Genomic DNA, 25039 nt, shown 5'->3' on the forward strand with positions numbered 1-25039 from the left:
TCAGCCGGAGGAGAGAGGGGTCCTGTGCGACTGTCGAGTACAGCTAGCCATTGTGCCACACCACATCGGGTCACCCCACCGCGACCGCGGCTTCCGGGATACGGAACGGCTTTCCGCAGCCACCGCAGACGATCGGCGCCTGCGCCAGGACCGACGGGACGACTCGCACATTGCGTCCGCAGTCGCAGACGGCCTTGACGCGGACGCCTCCTCCGGAGGAGCCGTGCCGGGCGGCCGGGCCGCGGAAGGAACGCTTGGTGTCGGCGGCGGTGGCGACCGTATGCGCCTTGAGGGCGCGCTGCAGCCGCTCGATCGTCGGGCGGTACCTGCGCTTCGCCTCAGGATTGAGCGTGACCAGCGAGAAGCCACTGCTGGGGTGGGGCTCCTCGGCATGGTCGAGGCCCAGCTCCTCGGCGATCGCGAGGAATCTGCGGTTGTGGTAGCGGCCGGCGCGGGAGGTGTCGCGGACACCTCTCGCGGCGGCGATGCCATGGACTGCCTCGTGCAGCAGTCGTTCGAAGGAGAGCTCGGCGCCACAGGCGGACGAGGACTCTCCGATCAGGGACTCGGGCGCGGCTAGATCCGGCAGCTCGGGGTGGTACCGCTGAATGTCGGCCCACGCCTGCGCCAGCTCTGCGGCAAGTACAGGTGGTGTCGTGCTCACGTCGTGACAACGAGCGCGAGTGCCCAGGTGTTCCGATTCCGGGCCATCCCAAATAATTTGCACGTACCAGTCAGTTGCCGTTGATGCGTCTCGACGAGGGCGGGTGCGCAGATCTGCGGAGAAGTCTCACAGCTCACACCAAGGTGGTACGTAGCGACCCGTACGCCCGGACGTGTAGGCGGCGACCGTACGCCGGTGTGCCGAGCGGCTTCGCGTCAGTAGGCGCGCGCCACCAGAGCGACAGTACCGGGGGCATCGTCCGCGTCCGGCACCGACCCGTCCTCGGCGACCAGACACCGTACGGACACCCCGTGCTCCGCGAGCCGGGCCTCCCCCGCCGCACCGAGGGCCGACCAGTCGATACGCGCCCAGCCGCCCGCGGCCGCCGCCTCCACGGCCTCGTCGACGGACGCGACCTCGCTGGTGGACGACTCGCGCCGGCTCCGGGACTCCCTCAGCAGCGTCGCCTGGTCCTCCTCGAGGACCGCCGGAAGCAGCGCGGGCAGGGCCTCGATCGCGACCGGCGCCTTCCCGCCGGGGATGCGCCGGGCCAGCATCGCGGTGCCGTTCTCCAGATCGCGCGGGCCGATCTCGATCCGTACCGGCACGCCCTTCAGCTCCCAGTCGACCGCGCGGCGGCCGAACGGGGTGTCGGTGCGGTCGTCGACCTCGGTCCTGATCCCCGCGGCGCGCAGCCGCTCCCCGGTGGACCGGACCGCGGCCAGCACCGCTTCGTCCCCCTTGATCGCCAGGACGACCGCCTGGACGGGCGCGAGCCGCGGCGGCACCCGGAGGCCGTGATCGTCGCCGTGCGCCATGATCAGCCCGCCGACCATACGGGTCGACGAGCCCCACGAGGTCTGCCAGACCAGTTCCTGCCTGCCTTCCCTGGACAGGTAGCTGGTGTGGAAGGCCTGGGCGAAGTTGGTGCCGAGCTCATGGCTCGTACCCATCTGCAGGGCCTTGCCGTCCCGCATCATCCCTTCGAGCGTCAGGGTGTTGACGGCCCCGGCGAACCGCTCGGCGGGGGTCTTGCGGCCGAGGACCACATCGATGCCCAGCACATTGACCATGAAGTCCGCGTAGACGTCCCGGTGGATGTACGCCGCGTACTCCCGCGCCTCCTCGTAGGTGGCGTGGGCGGTGTGGCCCTCCTGCCAGAGAAATTCCGTCGTGCGGAGAAAGACCCTCGGGCGCATCTCCCAGCGCACGACGTTCGCCCACTGGTTGATCAGCAGCGGCAGATCCCGGTAGCTCTGCACCCACTTCGAGAAGTACTCGTTGATGATCGTTTCGGACGTCGGCCGCACCACCACTGGCTCTTCGAGCTCTTTTCCACCGGCGTGGGTCACGATCGCGAGCTCCGGCTCGAAGCCCTCGACATGCTCGGCTTCGCGTGTCAGGTAAGACTGGGGGATGAAGAGCGGGAAGTAGGCGTTCCGGGCGCCCGCCTGTTTGATACGGGCATCCATCTCCTGCTGCATCCGCTCCCACAGACCGTATCCGTACGGCCGGATGACCATGGTGCCGCGCACCGGACCGTTGTCCGCGAGTTCGGCCTTGTTGATCAGATCCTGGTACCAGCGGGGAAAGTCCTCGGCCTGGGGCGTGAGAACGGGTGCCTTTGCCATGGCGCGCATCGTACGGCGACACCGCCCACCACACAGGGCGACGGGCCCTGCTTCCACGGGCCGTCCCCATGGGCGCACCACCGGAGCACGCAAGCATTGCCATCAGACCCCTGGACGCGGGCGCGGATGCGCAGTTCTCTGACATACGGGGGGAGCGGCGCACACGCACAGGGGGACATCCACTCGGGGAACGACCGATCGGACATGACCGACCTCTCGGCGGATTGGGGCGCTTCCATGACACCAACGCTCGTCCGGCACCACAGCTACGCGCGCACGGCCACCCCGGTGAACTCCGGTGACCGTGCCCGGGACTGGGCCGAGATTCAGGAGCGGATGCTCGCACCGCTGTACGAAGCGGTGTACGAACGGCTCGAGGTGGGAAGCGGCACCCGGCTGCTCTCCCTCGGCTGCGGCTCCGGTCTCGCGCTGCTGATCGCGGCCGCGCGCGGGGCACTCGTCACCGGCGTCGACGCCGACCCCGAACGACTGGCCCTCGCCCGGGCCCGGCTGCTGCCCGGTCCGGGGAGTGACGCCGGGCCGTCGGCCGGGCATCCGCGGCTCCTGGACGGCGATCCGTCCGCAGCCGCCCCTGCCGACGGAACGCCGTACAACCTGCTCACCGCGTTCACCCCGATCGGCTGCTCGTCCGGCGACGGGGAAGAACTCGTGGACGCGCTGCGGTCCGCCGTACCGCTGGCCGCCCGGGGCAGCACGGTCGTACTGACCGGGTGGGGTCCGCCGGAGCGGTGCGCGACGGCGCCGGTGCTTCGGGTGGCGGGCCGGCTCTCCGACGGGTCGCGGGCGCCGCGCACGGGCGGCTGGCGGCCATGGAGCCGGGACGATCTGGAAGAAGTGGCGTTCCGGGCCGGACTGAATCCGGACGGCTCCGGCCGGGTCGCGTGCCCGTTCGGGTACGCGGACATGGACAGTGCGGTGCGGGGGCTGCTGTCGACGCGGCTCTTCGACACGGCGGTGCGGGCGACGGACCGGGACCAGGTGGCCGAAGAGGTCGCGGAGGCCCTGCGTCCGCACCGGCGCCGGGACGGCACGATCTGGATGCCGAACGTCTTCCGCTATCTCGTGTGCACCACCTGAGCCATTCCGTGAACCGCGTGTGCACCGGCCGCTACTTGCCCGGACGGGTGATGCCGGCGGCACGGTAGGCCGCGGCCTCGTCCAGCGTCTCGCTCTCCAGCAGCGCCGCGGCCAGCGAGTCCAGCCTGTCCCGGTTCTCGCTCAGGAGCCGGCACGCCACCTCGTAGCACTCGTCGACGATGCGCCGCATCTCGCCGTCCACCGCGTCGAGCGTCGCGGGGGCCGCCGACAGCCCGTACGCCTGCTGAGCATCGCTCGGGATCGCCGTCAGCCTGCCCACCTTGTGGCTCATGCCCCAGCGGCCGACCATGCCCCTGGCCAGGTTGGTGACCTGTTCCAGGTCGCTCTCCGCGCCGGTGGTGACCACGCCGAAGACCACCTGCTCGGCGGCCATGCCGCCGAGCGCACCGATGATGCGGCCACGGAGATAGTCCTCGGTGTAGGAGTACTTGTCGGCGTCCGGCGTCGAGAGGGTGACGCCCAGGGCCCGGCCGCGCGGCACGATGGTGACCTTGCGGACCGGGTCGGCGCCGGGCTGGACCATGCCGAGCAGGGCGTGCCCGCTCTCGTGGTACGCGGTCCTGCGGCGTTCCTCGTCCGACATGACCAGTGAGCGCTCCGCCCCCAGCTGGACCTTCTCCAGGGCGTCCGAGAGATCGGACTGGCTGACCTCGGACTGCCGGCGCTTGACCGCGAGCAGCGCAGCCTCATTGGCCAGGTTGGCGAGGTCGGCGCCCGTCATACCGGGGGTCGTACCGGCGACCTGGGCCAGGTTCACATCCTCGGCGAGCGGGATCTGCCGGGTGTGGATCTCCAGGATCGCTTCCCGGCCGCCCCTGTCCGGCGGGCTCACCTGAACGATCCGGTCGAAGCGGCCGGGCCGGGTGAGGGCGGGATCGAGGACGTCGGCGCGGTTGGTGGCGGCGAGGACGACGACGCCCTCCGAACCGGAGAAACCGTCCATCTCGGTGAGGATCTGGTTGAGTGTCTGCTCGCGCTCGTCGTGGCCGCCCATGCCGGAACCGCCGCCGCGGGCCCGGCCGATGGTGTCGATCTCGTCGATGAAGACGATGGCGGGGGCGACCTTGCGTGCCTCGGCGAAGAGTTCCCGCACCCGGCTCGCGCCGACGCCGACGATCATCTCGATGAATTCGGAGGCCGATGCCGAGAAGAACGGCACTCCGGCCTCACCCGCGACGGCTCGTGCGAGCAGTGTCTTGCCGGTGCCGGGCGGTCCCGCGAGGAGCACTCCCCCGGGCATCCGGGCACCCATCTTCCGGTACGCCTGCGGGTTCTTCAGGAAGTCCACGACGTCGTTGAGCTCGCCCTCGACCTCGTCGATCCCGGCCACGTCCTGGAAGGTGGTGCGCCTGGCGCCCTCCAGCTCGACGGGCTTGGGCGGCGCCTTGCGCCCGAAGCCGCCCATCCCGCCACCCATGCCCCTGGACATCCGCCGGGCGATGAACACCCAGAGCAGGACGAGCAGCAGCATCGGGGCCAGCGAGATCAGCAGATTGGCGAGGAAGCTGCGCTGCTGGACGACCGGCTCGGCGGTGACCGTGACATCTTCCTTGACCAGTTCGGCCCAGAGGTTGTCGTCCGCGAAGGCAGGCCGCTGAGTGACGAACTTGGTGTATTTCTCGTCGCTCCCCGGGACCTTCGCCTCCTTCTTGAGCTGCCCCTGGATGGCATCGCCCTTGGAGTAGATCTTGGAGACATTGCCCGAGGTGACCTGCTTGCTGAACTCCGTGTACGCGATCGTCCGCTCCTGTGCCCCGTTGAAGAAGGACAGCACCAGATTGGCGAGCAGATAGACGGCGAGCGCGGTCAGCAGCAGTCCGCCCCAGCCTCCCGGCATCTTGCGGCCCGGCGGCGGAGGCGGCGGGGCGCCCTCGGAGCGCCACGGCTGGTCGGTTCGATCGCGGGGAGGTACGGGGGTGGTCACGCGTGCTCCTCTGCCGACAGCCAGTGAATGTGACATTAGACGAGAAACCGACCCAAAGCCCCCTGTGGGCCCCTCCAGTGGGCCCACAGGGGGAAGTGGCGGCCGGCGGATGAACCCTTCGCGAGACTCCTTGTCAATATCCAGAATCCTGTTTACTGTTTGATTCGTGAACGATCTCGATGACCGCTTCCTCACCCGGAACGGCCTCGCCGCCCGGCAGCTCGCCGTCCTGCTGCTCAACCACGAGCCGGACACCCGCCTGCCCCGCGTACGCGACTTCGCCGAGGAACTGGGCTGCGGAAACGGGACCGTTCAGGCGGCCCTGCAACTACTGGAGGATTCCGGGGCGATCGAGACGACCGCCCGCGGCCATCTCGGCACGTTCCTCGTCCGCTCGGACCGCTCCATCCTCTGGCGGCTGTCCGGACTCGGCACACTGCTCGCCGCGATGCCGCTCCCGTACTCACGCAGGTACGAAGGCCTGGCGACCGGGCTGCGCAGCGCCTTCGAGGAGGCGGGCGCCCCATTCGCGATCACGTTCATGCGGGGCGCCGGAGCCCGTACGGCCGCACTGCTGGAGGGCAAGGTCGATCTCGTCGTCCTGTCCCGCTTCGCGGCCGACCAGCTGATCGCCGAGCACCCGGTGGAGCTGGTCGCCGACCTGGGCCCCGCCACCTACGTCGGTGCGCACGGCATGCTGCTGCGACACGGCGTCGACCTGGAATCCCCCGGGCTGCGGGTGGCCGTCGACCACACATCCGAGGATCTGCGGATGCTCGTGGAGCGGGTCTTCGCCGGCCGGAAGGACGTCGAGTGGCTGGAGGTCTCGTACATGCAACTGCGCGACCTCTTCGCCCGCAACGAGGTCGACGCCACCGTCTGGAACCTGGACGAGGTGCAGGACCGGCTCGGGCTCGGCGTCGACGTGCTCCCGCTCGGCGACGAGGTCACCCGGGAGCTGTCGCTGCGCAACTCCCGTGCTGCCGTCATCGGGCGGACCGACGGGGCGAAGGCCCTCGCCGCGGTCCGGGACTCACTCGATCTGTCCCTGGTGACCCGGCTGCAGAGCGAAGTACTGCGGGGCGAGCGCGTGCCCTCGTACTGACCGGCGGGTCGGGTGACGTAGATCTCGCGCGACGCCCGTGATCAAAATACAGAATCCTGGTTACTGTTGTTTTTGGGAGGATCACCATGGACGACCAGCTCGCACTGCGGATCCAGCTCTTCCGCGAAGGCGGTCAGGTCCGGCCCGAGGTGGCCGACTTCGTCACCGCCGAGCTGACCGCCCTCGAAGCCGACGGCCGCACCGTCACCGAAGCGACCGCGGGCATGCTGACCAGCCATCTGATGATGGCGCTCACCCGGCTCCTCGACGGCGAACCGATCGAACAGTTCCTCACCGACGACCAGGTCGCCGCAGAACTGGCCGGACACCCCGACGCCGTCGAACGCGCCCGCGCCGTGTCCGCGCGGGCCGAGCGGGAGCTCGGCGCCGCGCTTCCCGACTCGGAGGTCAACTTCCTCGGCATGCACCTCGCCGTCCTGGCCCAGCAGTCACCGGCCACCCCCACCTCCTGACCGGCCCCGTCGCGCGGAACAGACACGTCCCGGCACGCGGAAACAGACACAGAGAGAAGAGACAGCCATGACGAAGATCCTCACCGGTGGAGTCGGCAAGGTCGAGGTCGCCCGGGCCATCGGCAAGCTCGGGATCGACTCCCTCGACGTCGTTGCCTCCAGCGACATGGACGCCGCGATGAAGCTCCGTGTCGGGCAGGCCGACTTCTACCTCGGCACGTGCCACACCGGTGCCGGTGCCTCCCTCGGCGTCCTCGTCGGCCTCATGGGCAGCGCCGCCTGCCACACCTTCGGCCGCAGCGTGCCCACCGAGGAGGCGATCAGCGCCCTGATCGCCGACGGCAAGAAGGTCTTCGGCTTCTCGATGGACCAGATCGACGCCATCGCCCCACTCATGGCGCGCGCCATCGCCGCCCGCGGCTGATCCGGCCGCATCTCCCCGTCCCGGGCACGAAGGAGTGATTCGTGAGCACCACACTCGCCGCCGGTACCAGCCTTGATTTCACGCTGGCCCAGCAGCTGACCGTGATAGCCCTCTGTGCGCTGACCGCGTACATCTCGCACATGGCTCTGGCCGTCTTCAACGACGGCGTACGTCCGTTCCTGCTGGACTTCATCCAGGGGCGCACCACCCGCAGCGCGACGACGGCGGTCTCCTTCGGCCTCTCCGCCGGGTTCATCTTCGGACTCGGCGCCCCGATGGCACTCTCCACCGGCGTGCTCAACCCGTGGCTCGTCTTCCTGCCCACCGACATCCTCGGCATGCTGGCGCCGAAGAAGTGGCTCGCGCCGATCCTCGGCGGCGCCTGGGGCGCGGTCGTCGTCTTCGGACTGAATGGCGCCAACAACGTCGCGCACGACCTGCCCGTCGACTTCATCACCGCCATGCAGCAGATGTCGACGCCGATCCTCTTCCTCTTCACGCTGTTCCCGGTGCTCGCCATCACCAAGCAGTTCGGCCGCAAGTGGGGCGCCATCGCCGGAGTCCTGGAACTCGCCCTGGTGGTCATGACCATGAAGGTCTGGCCGAAGATGTTCGCCGGGGCGCTGGCCATGGCCGTCGGCGTGCTGATGCTGATCGCCCTGGCCGTCGCCAAGGACATGAAGCAGCGCAGGGCCGACCGGGCCGCGGGTGTCAGCGAGATCGTCCTGGAGGACGACCCGATGGCCTCGCTCTTCAGCGCCAGTGCCGCCCGCCTGCGCAAGTACCTCCCGCTGTTCATGCTGCTCGGCGCCGGAGTCTGCGTGCTGGCCCAGATGCACATATTCGGCGGCGGCGAAGCGACCAGCTTCCTGATCGCCAAGGGGCAGTACGCCGAGGCCGCCCAGGTCGACTTCTACCGGGTCTTCGGCTTCATCCCGCTGATCGCGACGACCGCGCTGGCCTCCGGCGCGTACGGCATCGCGGGATTCACTCTGGTGTACCCGATCGGCTATCTGATGCCGAACCCGTTCCTGGCAGCGGTCGTCGGCGCCGCCGTCTTCGCCGCCGAGGTCCTGGCCCTCTCGTACATCGGCAAGGTCCTCGGCAAGCTCCCCAGCGTCCGTGACTCCTCGGAACACCTGCGCAGCGCGATCGGGGACACCCTGCAGCTCGCGATCCTCTTCGGTTCGCTGATGGCCGCCAACGCCATGGGCGGCGGTCTCGGCATCCTCGTCGTCGGCGGGCTCTACCTGATGAACGAGGCGATGGGCCGGCCGGTCGTGAAGATGGCCGCCGCACCCGCCGCGGTGATCGTCGGCGGCATCCTCCTCAACGTCCTGTACTGGCTCGACCTGTTCACCCCGATCAAGGGCTGAGGCCGGGTACGTACACGAAGAAGGAACCCCCCACGATGAACCACCCCGCACCGCCCGTCCTGCGCACCGTCGTCGGCGATCTCGCAGTCGATTCCGTGACCGGCCCCGTCCTCGCCCATGAGCACCTCGTCCTCGATCTGGACCACAGGGGCGACGGCGCGGCCGTCCTCGACCCGGGCCTCCACTCCGCGGCGGTCACCGCCGAGCTCGCAGCCCTGCGCGCCGAATTCGGTCTCTCGCTCGTCGTCGAACTGACCTGCCGGGGCATGGGCCGCGACGTCCGCACCCTGGCCCGCATCGCCCGGGAAACGCGGATCGCGGTCGTGGCCGCGACCGGCTGGTACTACGAGCCGTTCCACACCCCCGAGATCGACGGCAGCAGCGTCGATGAGCTCACCCACGCGCTCGTCCGGGAGATCGACGGCGGTATCGGCGCCACCGGCATCCGCCCCGGTGTTCTCGGCGAGATCGGCAGCCACGGCGACACCCCGACCGCGCCCGAGACCAAGGTGCTGCGCGCCGGTGCGCGGGCCGCCCTCGCCACCGGCCTCTCCGTCGCCACCCACGCCCAGCTCGGCCGCGGCGGACTCGCCCAGCTGGAGCTGCTGACCGGGGAGGGTCTGCCGGCCCATCGCATCAGCATCGGCCACCAGGATCTGCTCGACGACCCCGCCGTCCACAAGGAGCTCGCGGCGAGCGGGGCGTACGTCGCGTTCGACACCGTCGGCAAGGACGGCTATCAGAGCGACGACACCCGACTGCGGCTGCTGCTCGCCCTCGTCGAGGCCGGACACGCCGACCGGGTGCTGCTCAGCTGCGACATCTCCCGCCACGGTTACCTCCTCGACGAGGGCGGCCGGGGATACGGGCATCTCTTCAGGAGCTTCCTGCCCGAGGCCCGTGCGGCCGGTGTCGACGACGACCTGATCGACCTGATGACGCGCCGCAATCCGCTCTGCTTCCTGACCGGCGCGCGCGTGGAGGAGTTCTGACCATGAGCCCTGTACTTCCGCAGACCTTCCCGCTCGCGACGGTGGGGCTGGACGACGCGATCGCCAGACAGTTCCGGCTCCTGGAGGCCACCGCCGCGCACTTCGAGGGCCCCCAGCTCTTCGAGGCGGACGCCGGCGTCGTCCCCGGTCTCGGCCGCCCGCGCACCACCGCCCGCGTCGAAGCCGTACTCGCGGACTTCTTCGGTGCCGAGGACGCCGCCTTCGTCCAGGGCGCGGGCACCGGCGCGATCCGCGCCGCCCTGGGCGCCGCCGTACGGGCCGGCGACCCGCTGCTCATCCACCGGGCCCCCGTGTACCGCACCACCGAGGTCACACTGCGCGGCATCGGTGTACGGACCGTCGAGGTCGACTTCAACGACGCGCGGGCGCTGCGCGAGGCCCTGGAGTCCGGCCGGTTCCGGTGGGCCCACGTCCAGCACACCCGGCAGCGGCTCGCCGACTCGTACGACCCCGCGGAGGTCCTCGCCGCCTGCCGGGCCGCCGGAGTCCGCACTCTCGTCGACGACAACTACGCCGTCATGCGCACCCCTGCCTCGGGAGTGGAGCTCGGCGCCGACGCCTCCTGCTTCTCCCTGTTCAAACTGCACGGCCCCGAAGGCGTCGGCATCGTGGTCGGCGCCCGTGATCTGGTCGGGCGCATCCGCCGCGACAACTACTCCGGCGGCGGACAGGTCCAGGGCCATCAGGCGCTCGACGCCCTGCGCGCCCTCACCCACGTACCGGTCATGTGGTCCGTGCAGTCCCGGGTCGGCGCCGAGGTCGCCGAGCGGCTGGCCGCGGGCGAAGTGGACGGCGTCGCCGAGGTACGGATCGCCAACGCCCAGGACCGCTGCCTGCTCGTCCGCCTCGACCGGCCGGTAGCGAAGGAACTGCCCGCCGTCGCCGCCCGCTTCGGAGCCGCCCCCTACCCCGTCGGCTCCAACTCGCGCTACGAGATCGCGCCGCTCTTCTACCGGATGTCCAGCTCCGCCCTGGACGACTCCCCCGAGCTGGCCGACTGGACCGTACGCATCAACCCGATGCGGGCGGGCGCGGATCTCGTCATCGACATCCTGCGCCGCTCGCTCGACGTGCTGAACGACCCGAAGGACGACTGACCGTGTTTCTCGACACCGTGCTCACCCGCAACCCCGAGCTCGTCGATGCCGCGGCCACCCTTCACCGGCGCGGCGAGATCCCGCCCGACACCTACGTGATGGACCTCGACGCCGTCGAGGCGAATGCCGCGCTGCTGGCGGCCGAGGCCGAACGGGTCGGCATCGGTCTCTGGTTCGTCGTCAAACAGCTGGGCCGCAACCCCGAGCTGATCAGGGCCGTCGCCCGGCACATCCCCAGGTTCGCCGCCATCGACCCGCCCGAGGCCCGCACCCTGCACGCCGCGGGCGCACAGGCCGGCAACCTGGGCCACCTGGTCCAGATCCCCCGCCGCGCACTGCCCGAAATGCTGGCCTGGCGCCCCGAGACCGTCACCGTGTTCGACCTCGCCAACACCCGGGCCGTGTCCGAGACCGCCGAGCGGCTCGGCTTCGTCCAGGACGTTCTCGTACGGCTCGAAGGCGCCGAGGGCGCCGTCTACCCCGGCCAGGAGGGCGGCGTCCCGCTCGGCCGCATCGACTCGTTCGCCGAAGCGGCCGAGCAACTGCCCGGCATCCGGATCGCGGGCGTCACCGCCTTCCCCTGCGTCCTGTGCGACCCGACGACCGGCATCCCCGGCGCCACCCCCAACTTCGCGCTCGCCCTCAAGGCCCGCGAGGTCCTGGCCTCCCGGGGACACGAACACCTGAAGCTGAGCGCCCCCAGCGCCACCTCGATGGCGTCCCTCCCGCTGCTCGCCCGACTCGGCGCCACCCACGGCGAACCCGGCCACGCCCTCACCGGCACCACCCCGCTGCACGCCCTCGACCCGCAGCAGCCCGAGAAGCCCGCGTACGTGTACGTCAGCGAAATCGCCCACACCCTCGACGACGGCCGCCCGGCGATCCGCGGCGGCGGCTTCTACGCCCGGTCCCACATCCGCAGCGCCCTGCTGCCGCGCACCGGCGCACGCCTCGGCGTACAGGACGCACCCGCCGAGAACATCGACTACTACCGGCTGCTCGACGCTCCCTCCGACGGCCAGGACATCCGGCTCGGCGACACCGCACTGCTCGCCTTCCGTACTCAGATCTTCGTCACCCGCTCGACCGTCGCCGTCGTCTCCGGACTCGCCTCCGGCACACCCCGGCTGAGCGGGCTGTACGACGCCCAGGGCCGGGCCCTGTAAGGCCGACCCCTGAACAGGAGACACCCATGGCCAAGACCGTCATCGTCGTCATCGACGGATTCGGCATCGGCGCCATGCCCGACGCGGGCACTCTGCGCCCCGGCGATCTCACCGCCGACACCTGCGGACACGTCCTCGACCACTGCCGCACGGCCCTCGGGCGGCCGCTGCGCCTGCCGGTGCTCGGCGCGCTGGGTCTCGGCCTGGTCCACCCGCATCAGGACCTCGCCCGCCGTACCCGTCTGCCCGTCGCCGCGGGCCGCGCCGCGCTCGGCTATCCCGGTGCCGACACCTTCGCGGGCCACCAGACGATGATGGGCGCCGACTTCAGCCGGGTCACCGTGGCTCGGCTCGCCGACCATCTGGCCGAGGTGGCCGCCGCCCTCGAAACAGCCGGCCACCGTGTCGAACCGCTGGACGGCAAGCCGCTCCTCGTCGTCGACGGCACGGTCCTCGTCCACGACAACCTGGAGGCCGACCCCGGGATCAACTGGAACGCCTCCGGCCGGCTGGAGGACCTGCCCTTCGACGGCCCCGGCGGAATCCTCGCTGTCGCCCGTACCGTCCGCGCGGTCGCGCCCGTCGCCCGGGTCATCGCGGTCGGCGGCCATGCGGACGGCCCGCTGAGGCAGTTCGTGCGCCCCGGCGATGCGGGAACCGTCGGACTCGACACCCCCGCCACGGGCTTCTACCGCAACGGAGGCCTGGAAGTTCAGCACCTGGGCGCCGAGCTCGACCACACTCGCCAGCTCCCCGGTCTGGCCGCCCGCGCGGGCATCCCGGTCACCCTGGTGGGGAAGGCCGCCGACATCCTGGCCTGCGAGGCGGCGCGGCGGCACCCGGCCGTGAAGACCGCCGACGTGCTCTCCCGCACCCTCGAAGCGGTACGCGCCCCCGGCGACGCGCTCGTCGTCACCAACGTCCAGGAGACCGACCTGGCAGGGCACCAGCAGGACACCGAGCGCTACGGACACCTCCTGGAGCAGGTGGACTCCGGGCTCGCCGGGCTCGTGGCACTGCTCGACAGCCCCGGCGACCGGCTGATCGTCACCGGCGACCACGGGAACGACCCCACGATCGGGCACGCCCACCACACCCGCGAGTACGTGCCGGTACTGATCCACCGGCCCGGCACGGACGGCGTGGAACTGCTGCCGGACGCGGACAGCCTCGCGGATGTGGGCGCCACCGCGGCCGTATCGCTGTCCCTGGACCCGACGGGGCTGGCCAACGGCACGACGCTGCGGCCGGGACAGCACGCCGCATAGGAACATGCGCAGGGGCGCCCACCGTCGGTGGGCGCCCCTGCGCATGTCGTCGGGCGATCAGCCCATGAACTTCTTGAACTCGTCCGGCAGCTCGAAGTTCTTGTCCTCCTGCGCCGGCAGACCGAACGCACCGCCCTGCGCCGCCGCCTGCTCGCGACGGGCCGCCGCGGCCTGCTCCTCGGCCTTGCGCTTCATCGGGTTGCCGCTCTTGCGCTTGCCCTTGGCCTGCTTGACCTGCTTCTTCTGCCGGCCGGGACCGCCACCCATGCCCGGCATCCCGGGCATCCCCGGCATGCCGCCGCCCTGCGCCATCTTCGACATCATCTTGCGCGCATCGAAGAACCGCTCCACCAGGTTCTTCACGGCGCTGACCTCGACACCGGAGCCCTTGGCGATACGGGCGCGGCGCGAGCCGTTGATGATCGTCGGCTCGGCGCGCTCCTTCGGGGTCATCGACTTGATGATCGCGGCGGTACGGTCCACGTCGCGCTCGTCGATGTTGTTGATCTGGTCCTTGATCTGCCCCATGCCGGGCAGCATCCCGAGCAGCTTGGAGATGGAGCCCATCTTCCGGACCTGCTCCATCTGGGCCAGGAAGTCGTCGAGCGTGAAGTCCTTGCCCTTGCTGGACGCCAGCTTGGAGGCCATTTTGGCGGCCTCTTCCTGGCTGAAGGTCTTCTCCGCCTGCTCGATCAGGGTGAGCAGGTCACCCATGTCGAGAATGCGGGACGCCATGCGGTCGGGGTGGAAGGCGTCGAAGTCCTCGAGCTTCTCACCGTTCGACGCGAACATGACCTGCTTGCCCGTGACGTGGGCGATCGACAGGGCGGCACCACCGCGGGCGTCACCGTCGAGCTTGGAGAGCACCACGCCGTCGAAGCCGACGCCGTCGCGGAAGGCCTCGGCGGTGTTGACCGCGTCCTGGCCGATCATCGCGTCGACGACGAAGAGGATCTCGTCGGGGCTGACGGCGTCGCGGATGTCCGCGGCCTGCTGCATCAGCTCCTGGTCGATACCGAGGCGGCCGGCGGTGTCGACGATCACGACGTCGTACTGCTTGGAGCGGGCGTGCTCGATCGACTCCTTGGCGACCTGGACCGGGTCGCCGACGCCGTTGCCCGGCTGCGGCGCGTACACCGCGACACCGGCGCGGTCGGCGACGACGCTGAGCTGGTTCACGGCGTTCGGGCGCTGGAGGTCACAGGCGACGAGCAGCGGGGAGTGGCCCTGACCCTTGAGCCAGAGGCCGAGCTTTCCGGCGAGGGTGGTCTTACCGGCACCCTGGAGACCCGCCAGCATGATCACGGTGGGCGGGTTCTTGGCGAACCGCAGCCGCCGGGTCTCGCCGCCGAGGATGCCCACGAGCTCCTCGTTGACGATCTTGACGACCTGCTGGGCGGGATTCAGCGCCTGGGAGACCTCGACGCCGCGCGCCCGCTCCTTGACGTTGCCGATGAAGGCGCGGACGACGGGCAGCGCGACATCCGCTTCGAGCAGGGCGATACGGATCTCGCGGGCCGTGGCGTCGATGTCCGCCTCGGACAAGCGGCCCTTGCCCCGGAGGTTCTTGAAAGTCGCGCTAAGGCGGTCGGAGAGAGTATCGAACACGGCGCTCGTCGGTCCTCAGGGTCGGGGGCGGGGCAGGTCAGTCGTCCCCAAGGGTATCCGGACCCCGGGAAACGCAAAGCCCTCGTCCGATTCTCATGGGCGCACGAGGGCCTGTGGGCGCGGCAGCGGGGCTCAGCCCAGCGCCCTCTCGACCTCCCGGGCCACCTCCGCGGCCCGTACCGCGGGCAACGGCTCACCGTCCGTATCCGTGACGTAGAACGCGTCCACCGCGTTCGCCCCCAGCGTCGAAACATGCGCACTGCGCACCCTTACCTCGCACTGTTCCAGCGCCCGGCCGATCCGGTGCAGCAGTCCCGGGGCGTCCTGGGCCCGTACCTCGATCACCGTCGCCAGCTGTGAGCCGGCCGCCGCGACCGTCACCCTCGGCGGCGGCGCCTTCACCCCGCGCCGCCTCGGATAGGCGGCCTCGCGTTCGGCGAGGCGGGCCCGGATGTCCAGGGAGCCGTCCAGGGCGCGTACGAGGTCGGCGCGGAGGCGGGTGGCCTGCGGCAGGGAGCCGTACTCGGCCGCGACCCGCCAGCTGAGCAGCAGCAGGTCGGCGGCTTCGCCCTCGCCGAGCTCGGCGGGGAGTTCCACGGCCCGCAGATCGGCTGCTCGCACGGTGAGGCGGTGCAGGGCGAGGACGCCCGCCGCCGCGGGCAGCACGCCGGGGCGGTCGGGCAGGGCGATGAGGAGTTCGACGCCGAGGGGTTCCGGTTCGCCGTCCTCGTTCGGGGTCTCGGCCTGGGCGTGCAGGGCGAGGACGGGTTCGCCGGTGCGCAGGGCCTCGATGGCGAGGCGTTCCTGTTCGGCACTGGGTGCGGCGGGTTCCGGTTCCTCCGGGGCCTGGCCGGCGAGCACGGCGGCAACGCGTTTGACGAGGTCGGCGACGAGGGAGGCGCGCCAGGCGGACCAGGCGGCGGGCCCGGTGGCGAGTGCGTCGGCCTCGGTGAGGGCGTGCAGGAGCTCCAGGGTGGAGGTGGTGCCGACAGCGGTGGCGACGGAGCGCACGGTCGCCGGGTCGTCGAGGTCGCGGCGGGTGGCGGTTTCGATGAGCAGCAGATGGTGGCGTACGAGGGTGGCGATGACGCCCACGTCGTGCTGGTCGAAGCCGATCCGGGCCGCCATGTCGCGGGCGATGACCTCCCCGGCGACGGAGTGGTCGCCGGGCCAGCCCTTGCCGATGTCGTGCAGGAGTGCGGCGACGAGGAGGAGGTCGGGGCGGCCGACGCGGCGGGTGAGGAAGGAGGCCCGGACGGCCGCTTCGACGAGATGGCGGTCGACGGTCCAGGTGTGGACCGGGTTGCGCTGGGGGCGGCAGTGGACGCGTTCCCAGTCGGGGAGCAGCCGGGTGATCAGTCCTTCCGCTTCGAGGGCTTCCCAGACGGGGATGGTGGCCTCGCCCGCGCCGAGGAGGGTGACGAGTTCCTCACGCGCCTCGGCGGGCCAGGGCACCGGCAGCGGGCGCGCGGCACCGGCGAGGTGGCGTACGACGTGGCGGGAGAGCGGGAGTTCGGACTGGGCGGCCGCTGCGGCGGCGCGCAGTACGAGCACGGGGTCGCGTTCGGGACGGGCGGAGCGGGCAAGGACGACTTCGCCGTCGGCCTCGACGACGCCGTCGGAGAGCGGGGTGCGTTCCGGGGAGGCCACCTTGCCGCCGCCGAGCATGGCGCGCAGCCGGGGGCGCGTGGACCGGGAGCGGAGCACGCGGTTGACTTCGCGCCAGGTGACGTCGGTTGCGTAGGAGACGGTGCGGGCGGCCTCGTACACCTGGCGCAGCAGGGCGTCGGCGTCGAGGAGACCGAGGGCGGTGGCGACCTGGTCCTGTTCCTGAAGGGCGAGGCGGTCGGTGGCACGGCCGGTGGTGAGGTGGAGCGCGTCTCGGGCGTCGAGGAGGACACGACGGGCTTCGGCGAGGCCTTCGCGGGGGGCGTCGGCGACCCAGGAGGCGGCGACGGCGCGCAGGGCGGTGGCGTCTCGCAGTCCGCCGCGGGCCTCCTTGAGGTCGGGTTCGAGGAGGAACTGGAGCTCGCCCTGGCGTTCGGCGCGTTCGCGGCAGAGCTCGTCGAGTGCGGGGAGGCGTTTGGGGGCCTGGTTGCGCCAGTCGGCGAGGATCGTGGTGCGCAGGGCGGCGACGAGACCGAGGTCTCCGGCGACGGGCCGGGCGTCGAGCAGTCCGAGTTGGACCTTGAGGTCCTCGCCTGCTGTTTTCCGGGCTTCGGCGGGGGTGCGTACGGAGTGGTCGAGGGCGAGGCCGAGGTCCCAGACGGGGTACCAGATGCGGTCGGCGAGGGAGGCGATGGACCCGGCGTCGGCGTTGCCGTCGTGCAGGAGCAGGAGGTCGAGGTCGCTGCGTGGGGAGAGTTCGCCGCGGCCGTAGCCGCCGACGGCGACAAGGGCGGCGCCGCGGACGCCGGTCTGTTCGGCCGCGGCGGTGAACAGCGCGGTGAGCCAGTCGTCGGTGAGCGATGCGAGGGCCGCACGCCGCGGCGGCCCGGACTGCGCCTTCTCCTGGAGGAGGCGCAGCCGGGCCGCCGCGTAGCTGCTGGGTTCCGAGTCTTCGGATTCGGTGGTCACTTCGGTGCTCGTCACCCGGCTGCCTTTCGTTTCGGGACCGTGGGTCAGAGTGCGTCCGGGCCGCGTTCGCCCGTTCGTACGCGAATCGCGGTGTCGACCGGCACGCTCCAGACCTTGCCGTCTCCGATCTTGCCGGTTCGGGCCGCCTTCACGACAACGTCGATGAGCTGTTCGGAGTCCTCGTCCTCGACGAGTACCTCGATACGGATCTTGGGTACCAGATCGACGGTGTACTCGGCGCCCCGGTAGACCTCGGTGTGTCCGCGCTGGCGCCCGTAACCGCTGGCCTCCGTGACCGTGAGGCCCTGGATGCCGAAGGCCTGGAGGGCCTCCTTGATCTCGTCGAGCCGGTGCGGCTTCACAACTGCGGTGATGAGCTTCATGCGTCCACCTTCTTCGTCTGCGGTGCTGCCGTCGTGCCCGGTGCCGGTGCGGAAGCCGTGGTGCGCAAGGCCGCGCCGCCGCCCGCTCCGCTGAAGTCGTACGCGGTCTCCGCATGTTCGACCTGGTCGATGCCGGAGATCTCGTCGTCCTCGTCGACCCGCATCCCGATCGTCCTGTCCAGGATGAAGGCGAGGACCGCGGAGACGACCAGAGAGTACGCGAGGACGGCGAAGACACCGACGGCCTGCTTGCCGAGCTGGTCGAGGCCGCCGCCGTAGAAGAGGCCCTTGGCGTCGGACTGGACACCACCGGTGGCGAAGAAGCCGACGAGGAGGGAACCGGCGACACCGCCGACAAGGTGGACGCCGACGACGTCCAGGGAGTCGTCGTAGCCGAACTTGTACTTCAGGCCGACGGCCATGGCGCACAGGACACCGGCGATGGCGCCGACCGCGATGGCGCCGAGCGGGCTGACCGCGCCGCCGGAAGGCGTGATGGCTACGAGGCCCGCTACCGCCCCGGAAGCCGCACCGAGGGTGGTGAAGGAGCCGTGGCGGAGTTTCTCGTAGCCGAGCCAGGCGAGCATCGCGGCAGCGGTGGCGACCTGGGTGTTGACGAACATGACCGCGCCGACGCCGTCGTCGTTGCCGAGCCACGAGCCGGCGTTGAAGCCGAACCAGCCGAACCAGAGCAGTCCGGCACCGAGCATGACGAGCGGCAGGCTGTGCGGCCGCATCGGGTCCTTCTTGAAGCCGACGCGCTTGCCGATGACGAGGATCACGCCGAGCGCCGCGGCACCTGCGTTGATGTGGACGGCCGTGCCACCGGCGAAGTCGATCACGCCGAGCTCGAAGAGCCAGCCGCCCGCGCCCCAGACCCAGTGGGCGACGGGGAAGTAGACGACGGTGACCCAGAGCGTGATGAACAGGGCCCAGGAGGTGAACTTGACCCGGTCGGCGAGGGCGCCGCTGATCAGTGCGGGGGTGATGACGGCAAACATCAGCTGGAAGACGGCGAAGACGTAGACGGGGATCGTGTAGCCGTCCCAGAGCTGCGTGATGCCGATCCCGCTGAGGCCGACGTAGTCCGAGCTCCAGCCGATGACGGAGCCGATGTCGGTGCCGAAGGCGAGGCTGAATCCGTAGAGCACCCACAGGATCGTGACGATCCCGAGGCTGATGAAGCTCATCATCAGCATGTTGAGGGTGCTCTTGACGCGGACCATGCCTCCGTAGAAGAAGGCCAGGCCGGGGGTCATGAGCATCACCAGGGCGGAGCAGATGAGCATGAACCCGGTGTTGGCGGCAGACAGCGTCGGGGCGTCTGCGGCTAGCGTCGTGATGCCTGGGGGCATCGGCGTCTCCTCGTCGTCGGTGCGGCCGCGTGCGGGCGATAAGAGCGGGACCACGTGCGGGACCACTGGGGAAAAGGTGCGGGCCGGTTATGCGCCATGAGATTCGCCCAGCACGGTTTCCGCCGATGCCGCACGGTGTTTCGCGGTAGTGACGAAGAGGTCCGGAGTGTTACGTCGCCATGAACCGGCCGTGGCGTACCCGGGACCGGGCCTACTCTGCCGCCGGGGCCGCATACGGTGCGGTTACGACTCTCCCGTACGGGAACGGCAACGCGAACCGGCCACGCCGACCACCCGCTGACCTGGCAATTGGGGGAGCCGAAGTCGGTCTGTGCGGGGTGGTCGCCGTGGCCGGGGACTGGGGGGCGGCTCAGACCGCTTCTGCGGTCTCGGGCAGCTGCTCGGTGAGGAGATCGGTGAGTCTGGCCACTTCGGGAATGTCCCCGAAGTCCCTGGCAGCGGTGTCGACGGTCTTGCGGAGCCGGGTGTTGACGCGCTCGGAACGGATCTTCTTGGCCACGCGCAGCGCCTTCTCGGCCAGCACCGTGGACTGCTCGGGCTCGCGCTGGAGGAGGTGGACGGTGGCGAGGCCGACCAGGTTGAGTGCGTACGACCGCTGGTGCTCGTCGTCCTCGCCGAAGAGCTGGACGGCCTTCTGCATGAGGGGTTCGGCGAGCGTGGCGTACGTGGGGCTGCGGCCCGCGACATAGGCGAGGTCGCGGTACGAGTGGGAGTTCTCGCCGTTGAGCTCGGCCTCGGAGAAGAAGCGGATCCAGTCGGGCTCGGGCTCGCCGTCGATCCCGACATCGAGGAAGGTGTCCTCGGCCATCCGGACGGCTCGTTTGCACTTGCTGGGCTGGCCCATGTTGGCGTACGCACGAGCCTCCATCGCATACAGCATGGCCTGGGTGCGCGGAGTGGCGCAGTCCCGGCTGCCGTACTGCGCGAGATGGATCAGTTCGAGGGCGTCGTCGGGCCGTCCGAGGTGGATCATCTGCCGGCTCATACTGGACAGAACATACGAACCGAGCGGTTTGTCGCCGGCCTCTTTCGAGGCGTGGAGCGCGAGGACGAAGTACTTCTGGGCGGTGGGCTGGAGGCCGACGTCGTAGCTCATCCAGCCCGCCAGTTCGGCCAGTTCGGCCGCGCAACGGAAGAGCCGCTTGGCGGTGGCCGCCGGCTGCGGTTCCTGCAGCAGGTCGGTGACCTCGTGGAGTTGGCCGACGACGGCCTTGCGGCGCAGTCCGCCGCCGCACTGCGCGTCCCACTGGCGGAACATCGCGGTGGTGGACTCCAGAAGGTCGAGCTCGGGGCCGGAGAGCCGGGAGGGTCGGCGGGCCGCGGCGGCCGACTCCGGCTGTGCGGGTCCGGTGGCGGCGACGGGCACCAGCCAGCGCTGCATGGGTTCGATCAGGGCGGGTCCTGCGGCGAGCGTGAGCGAGGAGCCGAGAAATCCACGGCGGGCGAGCATGAGATCGCTGCGGGAGAACTCGCTGAGCAGGGCGACGGTCTGCGGGCCCGCCCAGGGCAGGTCGACGCCGGACACGGACGGTGACTGATGCGCCGCGCGCAGTCCGAGGTCCTCGATGGCGACGACGGAGCCGAAGCGCTCCGAGAAGAGCTCGGAGAGGATGCGCGGGATCGGCTCGCGCGGCTGTTCACCGTCGAGCCAGCGCCGCACCCGGGAGGTGTCGGTGCTGATGTGGTGAGCACCCATCTGGCGCGCCCGGCGGTTCACCTGCCGCGCCAGCTCGCCCTTCGACCAGCCGCTGCGCACGAACCATGAGCCCAGTTGCACATTGGGGCGCTTGCCGGCATTCGTATCGCCTGCGCCGCTGCCACTCACTGGAACGCCCCCATCCGCTGAATTCTGTCGCGCGAACCACTATCAGATTGCCCTGATCCGATGCCGCCCATCCGGAGGTTGCGCCCGATCGAACAGGAAATCGGGTTGCCTCCGGCATACCCATGGGCGCACATACTTCCATGGTTCGTGTACCGACGGTAATCCTACGATCACCGCCTCTGCGAGGGCGATTACAGAAACGCCACCATTCGCCACCCCTTCGAATGAACGCCACCACCGTCGGGCGCGATTCACTTGACACACGGCGATCAGCAGTGGGCGCAGTGACGCACGACGGGGCGCATGGGACATGCCGCAAGACCCCGAGTGCACCGGCGCGCCATGGATCGACTGCGACGACGGAGCGTCACGATGGGAATCCACGTCGTAACCACTGGCGAGTCGGACACGTTGGAGGGGGCATGGGCTTCACGATCGGCGGCATCCGCGAGATGCGCACCGGCTCACGGCGCCGCGGCCGTGCGGCCGAGTGCACGGCAGTGGCCGAGTACACAGGGCTGTGGGGCTGGGCCGTCGTGCCGGGCGCGCGGGCCGTGGCCGGCCGCTGCTCGTGCGGGGAGGCGCAGTGCCCCTCCCCCGGCGCCCATCCGCTGGACTTCGCCCGCGAGGTCCCCGCAGGGGCCACGCTCGACACGGCGGCGGACGCCTGGGCCCAGGTGCCGGGCGCCTCGATGCTGCTTCCGGTGGGCCGCACCTTCGACATCCTCGACGTCGCCGAAGCGGCCGGGCGCCGGGCTCTGGTCCGCATGGAGCGCATGGGGCTGCCGCTCGGCCCGGTCGCGGTGACACCGGCCGGGCGGGCCCAGTTCTTCGTGGCCCCGGGTGCCGCCGCCGAGCTCCCGCAGCTGCTGTACCGGATGGGCTGGGACGACGCGGGTCTGGACCTGCGGGCGCTGGGGCCCGGCTGCCACATCACCGCCCCGCCGTCCGACGAGGGCGGCCTGGGCCCGGTCCGGTGGCTGCGCCCGCCCGTGCTGGACACGGCGGCCGCACCGCCGCAGGCGCGGCTGCTGCTGGGCACGCTGGCCTACAGCTGCCATCGTGCGCCCCTCTGCGGCTGAACCGTCGCCGCTTTAGCGGAGGTGGGGTCCCGCCGTCGGGGTTGCTCAATCGGTGGTCGCCCTCGCACGGAGAGCCCGGTAGTCCCGGGCGCAGAGCCCGACAGGACGAAGAGCCCGACCGCAGTTGCGTCATGCGGTCGGGCTCTGTTGCGGGCGCGCGAGGCGTCAGTCTCCGATCAAGGCGTCCACGAACGCCTCCGGCTCGAATGGAGCCAGGTCGTCCGGTCCCTCGCCGAGACCGACCAGCTTCACCGGTACGCCCAGTTCACGCTGGACGGCGATGACGATGCCGCCCTTGGCGGTACCGTCCAGCTTGGTCAGCACGATGCCGGTGATGTCGACGACCTCGGCGAACACCCGGGCCTGCACCAGACCGTTCTGCCCGGTCGTGGCGTCGAGGACGAGCAGGATCTCGTCGAGCGGTCCGTGCTTCTCGACGACACGCTTGACCTTGCCGAGCTCGTCCATGAGCCCGGTCTTGGTGTGCAGCCGTCCCGCGGTGTCGATGAGGACGACATCGGCGCCCTCGGCGATCCCTTCCTTCACCGCGTCGAAGGCGATCGACGCCGGGTCGCCGCCCTCGGGTCCTCGCACGGTGCGGGCGCCGACGCGCTCACCCCAGGTCTGGAGCTGGTCGGCGGCGGCGGCCCGGAAGGTGTCGGCGGCGCCGAGCACGACGCTGCGGCCGTCGGCGACGAGCACTCGGGCCAGCTTGCCGGTGGTGGTGGTCTTGCCGGTTCCGTTGACGCCGACGACCATCACGACACCGGGGGTGTCGAGACCGCTCTCCGTCTTGACTGCGCGGTCGAAGTCGGTGCCGAGCAGGGTGAGGAGCTCCTCGCGCAGCAGCGAGCGCAGCCCTTCGGGGGTACGGGTGCCGAGAACGCGGACGCGTTCACGGAGCCGCTCCACCAGTTCCTGCGTGGGTGCGACGCCGACGTCGGCGGTGAGGAGGGTGTCCTCGATCTCCTCCCAGGTGTCCTCATCGAGGTTGTCGCGGGACAGGAGCGTGAGCAGCCCCTTGCCGAGGGAGTTCTGCGAGCGGGCGAGCCGGGCACGCAGCCGTACCAGACGGCCCGCGGTGGGCTCGGGCACCTCGAGGGCGGGGGCGGCGGGCACCTCCGGCTCGACGGCCTCGGGGGCTTCCTCGGCGGGAGCCTCGGCCGAAGGGGGAGCGACCTCCTCGATGGTGCGGCGCGGTTCCTCGCGCGGCGTCTCGGCTTCCTCGCCGACATGGGGCTCGGCGGGAGGAGTGATGGTCGGCGTGCTCGACGGCGCCGGGGGCAGCTGCTTCTTCTTGCGGCTGCTGACCACGAGCCCGCTGATCACGCCGACCGCGACCAGGGCGATGACTACAGCAAGGATGACGAATTCCATAACCCATCCAGTATCAGTCACGTCCGCCGCGGGGGGCCGCCCCGAAGGATCACCCCCGCACCCCCTTGGACGTTATGCACCTTTTGGCGGTAAAGGTACGATCCCGCCTGTGGAGACCCGTGGCCTGGAACCCGTCCCCGACAGCGAGCGCACCGGCCGGGTCAGGAGCCTCTTCCCCACCTGGGTCGGCGCGAACCTGACCGTGCTGCTGCTCACCATGGGCGCGGGGCTTGTCGTCTTCAACGGGCTGAACTTCTGGCAGGTGCTGGCCGTCGCCATCACGGCGCCGGTCATCGGTTTCGGACTGGTCGGCCTGGTCTCCATCGCGGGCAAGCAGGGCGGGGCTCCCGGCATGGCACTCTCCCGGGCCGTCTTCGGCCAGCGCGGCAACCTGCTGCCCGGTGCGCTGATCTGGATCGCCCGCTGGGGCTGGGAGACGGTGAACGCGGGAACCGGCGCCTACGCCCTGCTCGCCGTACTGAATCTGCTCTTCTCCATCGAGAGCAACAACACCCTGATCATGGCGACCCTGCTCGCCTTCGTGGGGAGCAGCTTCCTGGTGTCGGGGCTGGGCGTGCACGCCCTGCGGGTGTGCTGCACCTGGTCGGCGTATCTCTTCGGAGGCTTCAGCGTCCTCGTACTGATCCACCTCATCGGCCGGACCGAATGGCGGGACGTCCTGAACAGGCCTGCCGGGCCCACGGCGATGGTGATCGCCGGAGCCGGCACACTGGCGGCCGGCGGGATCAGCTGGGTTCCGGCCGGTCCCGACTTCGCCCGCTATCTGCCGCGCACCGCGTCCGGCCGGGCGATGATCGTGGCGACTGTGGGCGGCGCCGGGATCGTGTTTCTGCCGATGGTGCTGATGGGCTCCGTGATGGCGGTCGCCACGCCGGGCCTGGCCGTCACCCAGGATCCGGTCTCGTTCATCGGCCCCCTGCTGCCGGGCTGGCTCTCGGTGCCGTATTTACTGATCGCCGTCGTCGGCATGGTGCTGATCAATGCGATGTCGATGTATTCGGCCGGATTCACCGCACAGACGCTGGGATTCATGATCCCCCGCGCGTGGGCGGTCGGGGTGAATGCCGCCATCAGTCTGTTTCTGGGCTCATTGCTGATGATGACGGCGGCGGGTTTCCTGGATACCTTCGTATCTTTTCTGACGCTGCTCGCGGTGACGTTCTCGGCATGGATCGGTGTCTTCGGTGCGGATCAGCTGCGGGGGCGTACGTACGACCCCGCGGCACTCATGGACACCACACCGGCCAGTGCCTACTGGTACACCGGCGGTTTCGCCCTGACCGCCGTGACCGCGTGGACCGTGGGCCTGGTGGTGGGCCTGCTCTTCACCGGCGTGGAGTGGTTCTCCGGCCCCCTCGCCGCCACCTGGGTCGGGCGCCACGGACTGGGCTGGGCGGCCACGATCGCCGTGTCCGCCGCGCTGTACGCGATCCTGCCGCGTCCCGCCGGCCGGGAACGGCCCGGGGGCGTCACGCCTCTACACTTCTGACGCCACGTCAGCTAACGTCCCGCCTCGCCGAGTCCGCCCGA

At 70.4% G+C, this 25039-nt stretch carries 20 protein-coding genes; 11 read left to right on the forward strand and 9 right to left on the reverse strand.

What is annotated here, in order from left to right; translation table 11 throughout:
- Positions 1 to 70: 70 nt before the first annotated feature.
- A complete protein-coding gene (locus GA0115254_RS33875; protein ID WP_030928573.1) occupies positions 71 to 664 on the reverse strand; it encodes a hypothetical protein in 594 nt (197 codons plus the stop codon).
- Between the two features lie 215 nt (positions 665 to 879).
- Positions 880 to 2295: a proline--tRNA ligase gene (gene proS, locus GA0115254_RS33880; RefSeq protein WP_093899098.1), complete on the reverse strand. Its 1416-nt coding sequence runs from the start codon at positions 2293 to 2295 to the stop codon at positions 880 to 882.
- A gap of 237 nt (positions 2296 to 2532) precedes the next feature.
- Here proS and GA0115254_RS33885 point away from each other — a divergent pair, with 237 nt between their 5' ends.
- Positions 2533 to 3393, forward strand: a complete 861-nt coding sequence (locus GA0115254_RS33885) for a methyltransferase domain-containing protein (protein ID WP_093899149.1) — start codon at positions 2533 to 2535, stop codon at positions 3391 to 3393.
- Positions 3394 to 3424: 31 nt separating this feature from the next.
- On the opposite strand, the gene ftsH is transcribed toward GA0115254_RS33885, so the two are convergent.
- Positions 3425 to 5338 (reverse strand): ATP-dependent zinc metalloprotease FtsH, encoded by a 1914-nt coding sequence (ftsH, locus tag GA0115254_RS33890; protein WP_176740398.1) that lies wholly within the window; start codon positions 5336 to 5338, stop codon positions 3425 to 3427.
- Positions 5339 to 5504: 166 nt separating this feature from the next.
- Between ftsH and yhfZ the strand changes: the two genes are divergently transcribed.
- The 8 genes from yhfZ to GA0115254_RS33930 all read left to right on the forward strand — a co-directional run bounded on the left by yhfZ (position 5505) and on the right by GA0115254_RS33930 (position 13260).
- Positions 5505 to 6443 (forward strand): GntR family transcriptional regulator YhfZ, encoded by a 939-nt coding sequence (gene yhfZ, locus GA0115254_RS33895; RefSeq protein WP_093899100.1) that lies wholly within the window; start codon positions 5505 to 5507, stop codon positions 6441 to 6443.
- A gap of 86 nt (positions 6444 to 6529) precedes the next feature.
- A complete protein-coding gene (locus GA0115254_RS33900) occupies positions 6530 to 6916 on the forward strand; it encodes a PRD domain-containing protein (RefSeq protein WP_093899101.1) in 387 nt (128 codons plus the stop codon).
- A 67-nt stretch (positions 6917 to 6983) separates the two neighbouring features.
- Positions 6984 to 7340, forward strand: a complete 357-nt coding sequence (locus tag GA0115254_RS33905) for a DUF2620 domain-containing protein (protein WP_093899102.1) — start codon at positions 6984 to 6986, stop codon at positions 7338 to 7340.
- A gap of 41 nt (positions 7341 to 7381) precedes the next feature.
- Positions 7382 to 8716 carry a YhfT family protein gene (locus GA0115254_RS33910; RefSeq protein ID WP_093899103.1) on the forward strand — a complete coding sequence of 445 codons (1335 nt, stop codon included), beginning with the start codon at positions 7382 to 7384 and terminating at the stop codon, positions 8714 to 8716.
- A 35-nt stretch (positions 8717 to 8751) separates the two neighbouring features.
- Positions 8752 to 9708, forward strand: coding sequence for a phosphotriesterase family protein (locus GA0115254_RS33915; protein ID WP_093899104.1), 957 nt, complete (start codon positions 8752 to 8754; stop codon positions 9706 to 9708).
- A 2-nt stretch (positions 9709 to 9710) separates the two neighbouring features.
- Complete coding sequence (locus tag GA0115254_RS33920; RefSeq protein WP_093899105.1) at positions 9711 to 10826, forward strand: aminotransferase class V-fold PLP-dependent enzyme; 1116 nt, start codon at positions 9711 to 9713, stop codon at positions 10824 to 10826.
- Positions 10827 to 10828: 2 nt separating this feature from the next.
- Entirely contained in the window at positions 10829 to 11992 is a 1164-nt protein-coding gene (locus GA0115254_RS33925) for an alanine racemase (protein WP_093899106.1), read from the forward strand.
- A gap of 26 nt (positions 11993 to 12018) precedes the next feature.
- On the forward strand, positions 12019 to 13260 hold the full coding sequence (locus GA0115254_RS33930) for a phosphopentomutase (RefSeq protein WP_093899107.1): 1242 nt from the start codon (positions 12019 to 12021) through the stop codon (positions 13258 to 13260).
- Between the two features lie 57 nt (positions 13261 to 13317).
- Here the strand turns inward: GA0115254_RS33930 and ffh are convergent, their stop codons facing one another.
- The 5 genes from ffh to GA0115254_RS33955 all read right to left on the reverse strand — a co-directional run bounded on the left by ffh (position 13318) and on the right by GA0115254_RS33955 (position 21029).
- A complete protein-coding gene (ffh, locus tag GA0115254_RS33935; RefSeq protein ID WP_093899108.1) occupies positions 13318 to 14868 on the reverse strand; it encodes a signal recognition particle protein in 1551 nt (516 codons plus the stop codon).
- Between the two features lie 132 nt (positions 14869 to 15000).
- On the reverse strand, positions 15001 to 17460 hold the full coding sequence (locus GA0115254_RS33940) for a [protein-PII] uridylyltransferase (RefSeq protein ID WP_093899109.1): 2460 nt from the start codon (positions 17458 to 17460) through the stop codon (positions 15001 to 15003).
- 29 nt (positions 17461 to 17489) lie between these two features.
- Positions 17490 to 17828, reverse strand: a complete 339-nt coding sequence (locus tag GA0115254_RS33945; protein ID WP_093899110.1) for a P-II family nitrogen regulator — start codon at positions 17826 to 17828, stop codon at positions 17490 to 17492.
- Positions 17825 to 19183 (reverse strand): ammonium transporter, encoded by a 1359-nt coding sequence (locus tag GA0115254_RS33950; RefSeq protein ID WP_093899111.1) that lies wholly within the window; start codon positions 19181 to 19183, stop codon positions 17825 to 17827. Before GA0115254_RS33950 ends, GA0115254_RS33945 begins: the two co-directional genes overlap by 4 nt.
- Before the next feature lie 370 nt (positions 19184 to 19553).
- On the reverse strand, positions 19554 to 21029 hold the full coding sequence (locus GA0115254_RS33955) for a transcriptional repressor NsdA (protein ID WP_093899112.1): 1476 nt from the start codon (positions 21027 to 21029) through the stop codon (positions 19554 to 19556).
- A 422-nt stretch (positions 21030 to 21451) separates the two neighbouring features.
- Here GA0115254_RS33955 and GA0115254_RS33960 point away from each other — a divergent pair, with 422 nt between their 5' ends.
- The gene (locus tag GA0115254_RS33960) at positions 21452 to 22111 is read left to right on the forward strand and encodes a bifunctional DNA primase/polymerase (RefSeq protein ID WP_093899113.1); all 660 of its coding nucleotides are present in this window, start codon (positions 21452 to 21454) and stop codon (positions 22109 to 22111) included.
- A 165-nt stretch (positions 22112 to 22276) separates the two neighbouring features.
- Here the strand turns inward: GA0115254_RS33960 and ftsY are convergent, their stop codons facing one another.
- Positions 22277 to 23488, reverse strand: a complete 1212-nt coding sequence (gene ftsY / locus GA0115254_RS33965) for a signal recognition particle-docking protein FtsY (protein ID WP_093899114.1) — start codon at positions 23486 to 23488, stop codon at positions 22277 to 22279.
- A 109-nt stretch (positions 23489 to 23597) separates the two neighbouring features.
- Between ftsY and GA0115254_RS33970 the strand changes: the two genes are divergently transcribed.
- On the forward strand, positions 23598 to 24998 hold the full coding sequence (locus GA0115254_RS33970) for a purine-cytosine permease family protein (RefSeq protein WP_093899115.1): 1401 nt from the start codon (positions 23598 to 23600) through the stop codon (positions 24996 to 24998).
- The last annotated feature ends 41 nt before the right edge of the window (positions 24999 to 25039 follow it).

The organism is Streptomyces sp. Ncost-T10-10d (assembly GCF_900091955.1).
In the GTDB taxonomy this organism is placed as follows: domain Bacteria; phylum Actinomycetota; class Actinomycetes; order Streptomycetales; family Streptomycetaceae; genus Streptomyces.

What these genes read in the sequence shown, in the direction of transcription:
- GA0115254_RS33885 (WP_093899149.1), top strand. Translation starts at nt 2,533, where the DNA reads ATGACACCAACGCTCGTCCGGCACCACAGCTACGCGCGCACGGCCACC.
- GA0115254_RS33960 (WP_093899113.1), top strand. Translation starts at nt 21,452, where the DNA reads ATGGGCTTCACGATCGGCGGCATCCGCGAGATGCGCACCGGCTCACGG.
- ftsY (WP_093899114.1), bottom strand. Translation starts at nt 23,488, where the DNA reads ATGGAATTCGTCATCCTTGCTGTAGTCATCGCCCTGGTCGCGGTCGGC.
- GA0115254_RS33920 (WP_093899105.1), top strand. Translation starts at nt 9,711, where the DNA reads ATGAGCCCTGTACTTCCGCAGACCTTCCCGCTCGCGACGGTGGGGCTG.
- GA0115254_RS33915 (WP_093899104.1), top strand. Translation starts at nt 8,752, where the DNA reads ATGAACCACCCCGCACCGCCCGTCCTGCGCACCGTCGTCGGCGATCTC.
- GA0115254_RS33900 (WP_093899101.1), top strand. Translation starts at nt 6,530, where the DNA reads ATGGACGACCAGCTCGCACTGCGGATCCAGCTCTTCCGCGAAGGCGGT.
- proS (WP_093899098.1), bottom strand. Translation starts at nt 2,295, where the DNA reads ATGGCAAAGGCACCCGTTCTCACGCCCCAGGCCGAGGACTTTCCCCGC.
- GA0115254_RS33905 (WP_093899102.1), top strand. Translation starts at nt 6,984, where the DNA reads ATGACGAAGATCCTCACCGGTGGAGTCGGCAAGGTCGAGGTCGCCCGG.
- GA0115254_RS33950 (WP_093899111.1), bottom strand. Translation starts at nt 19,183, where the DNA reads ATGCCCCCAGGCATCACGACGCTAGCCGCAGACGCCCCGACGCTGTCT.
- GA0115254_RS33945 (WP_093899110.1), bottom strand. Translation starts at nt 17,828, where the DNA reads ATGAAGCTCATCACCGCAGTTGTGAAGCCGCACCGGCTCGACGAGATC.
- GA0115254_RS33930 (WP_093899107.1), top strand. Translation starts at nt 12,019, where the DNA reads ATGGCCAAGACCGTCATCGTCGTCATCGACGGATTCGGCATCGGCGCC.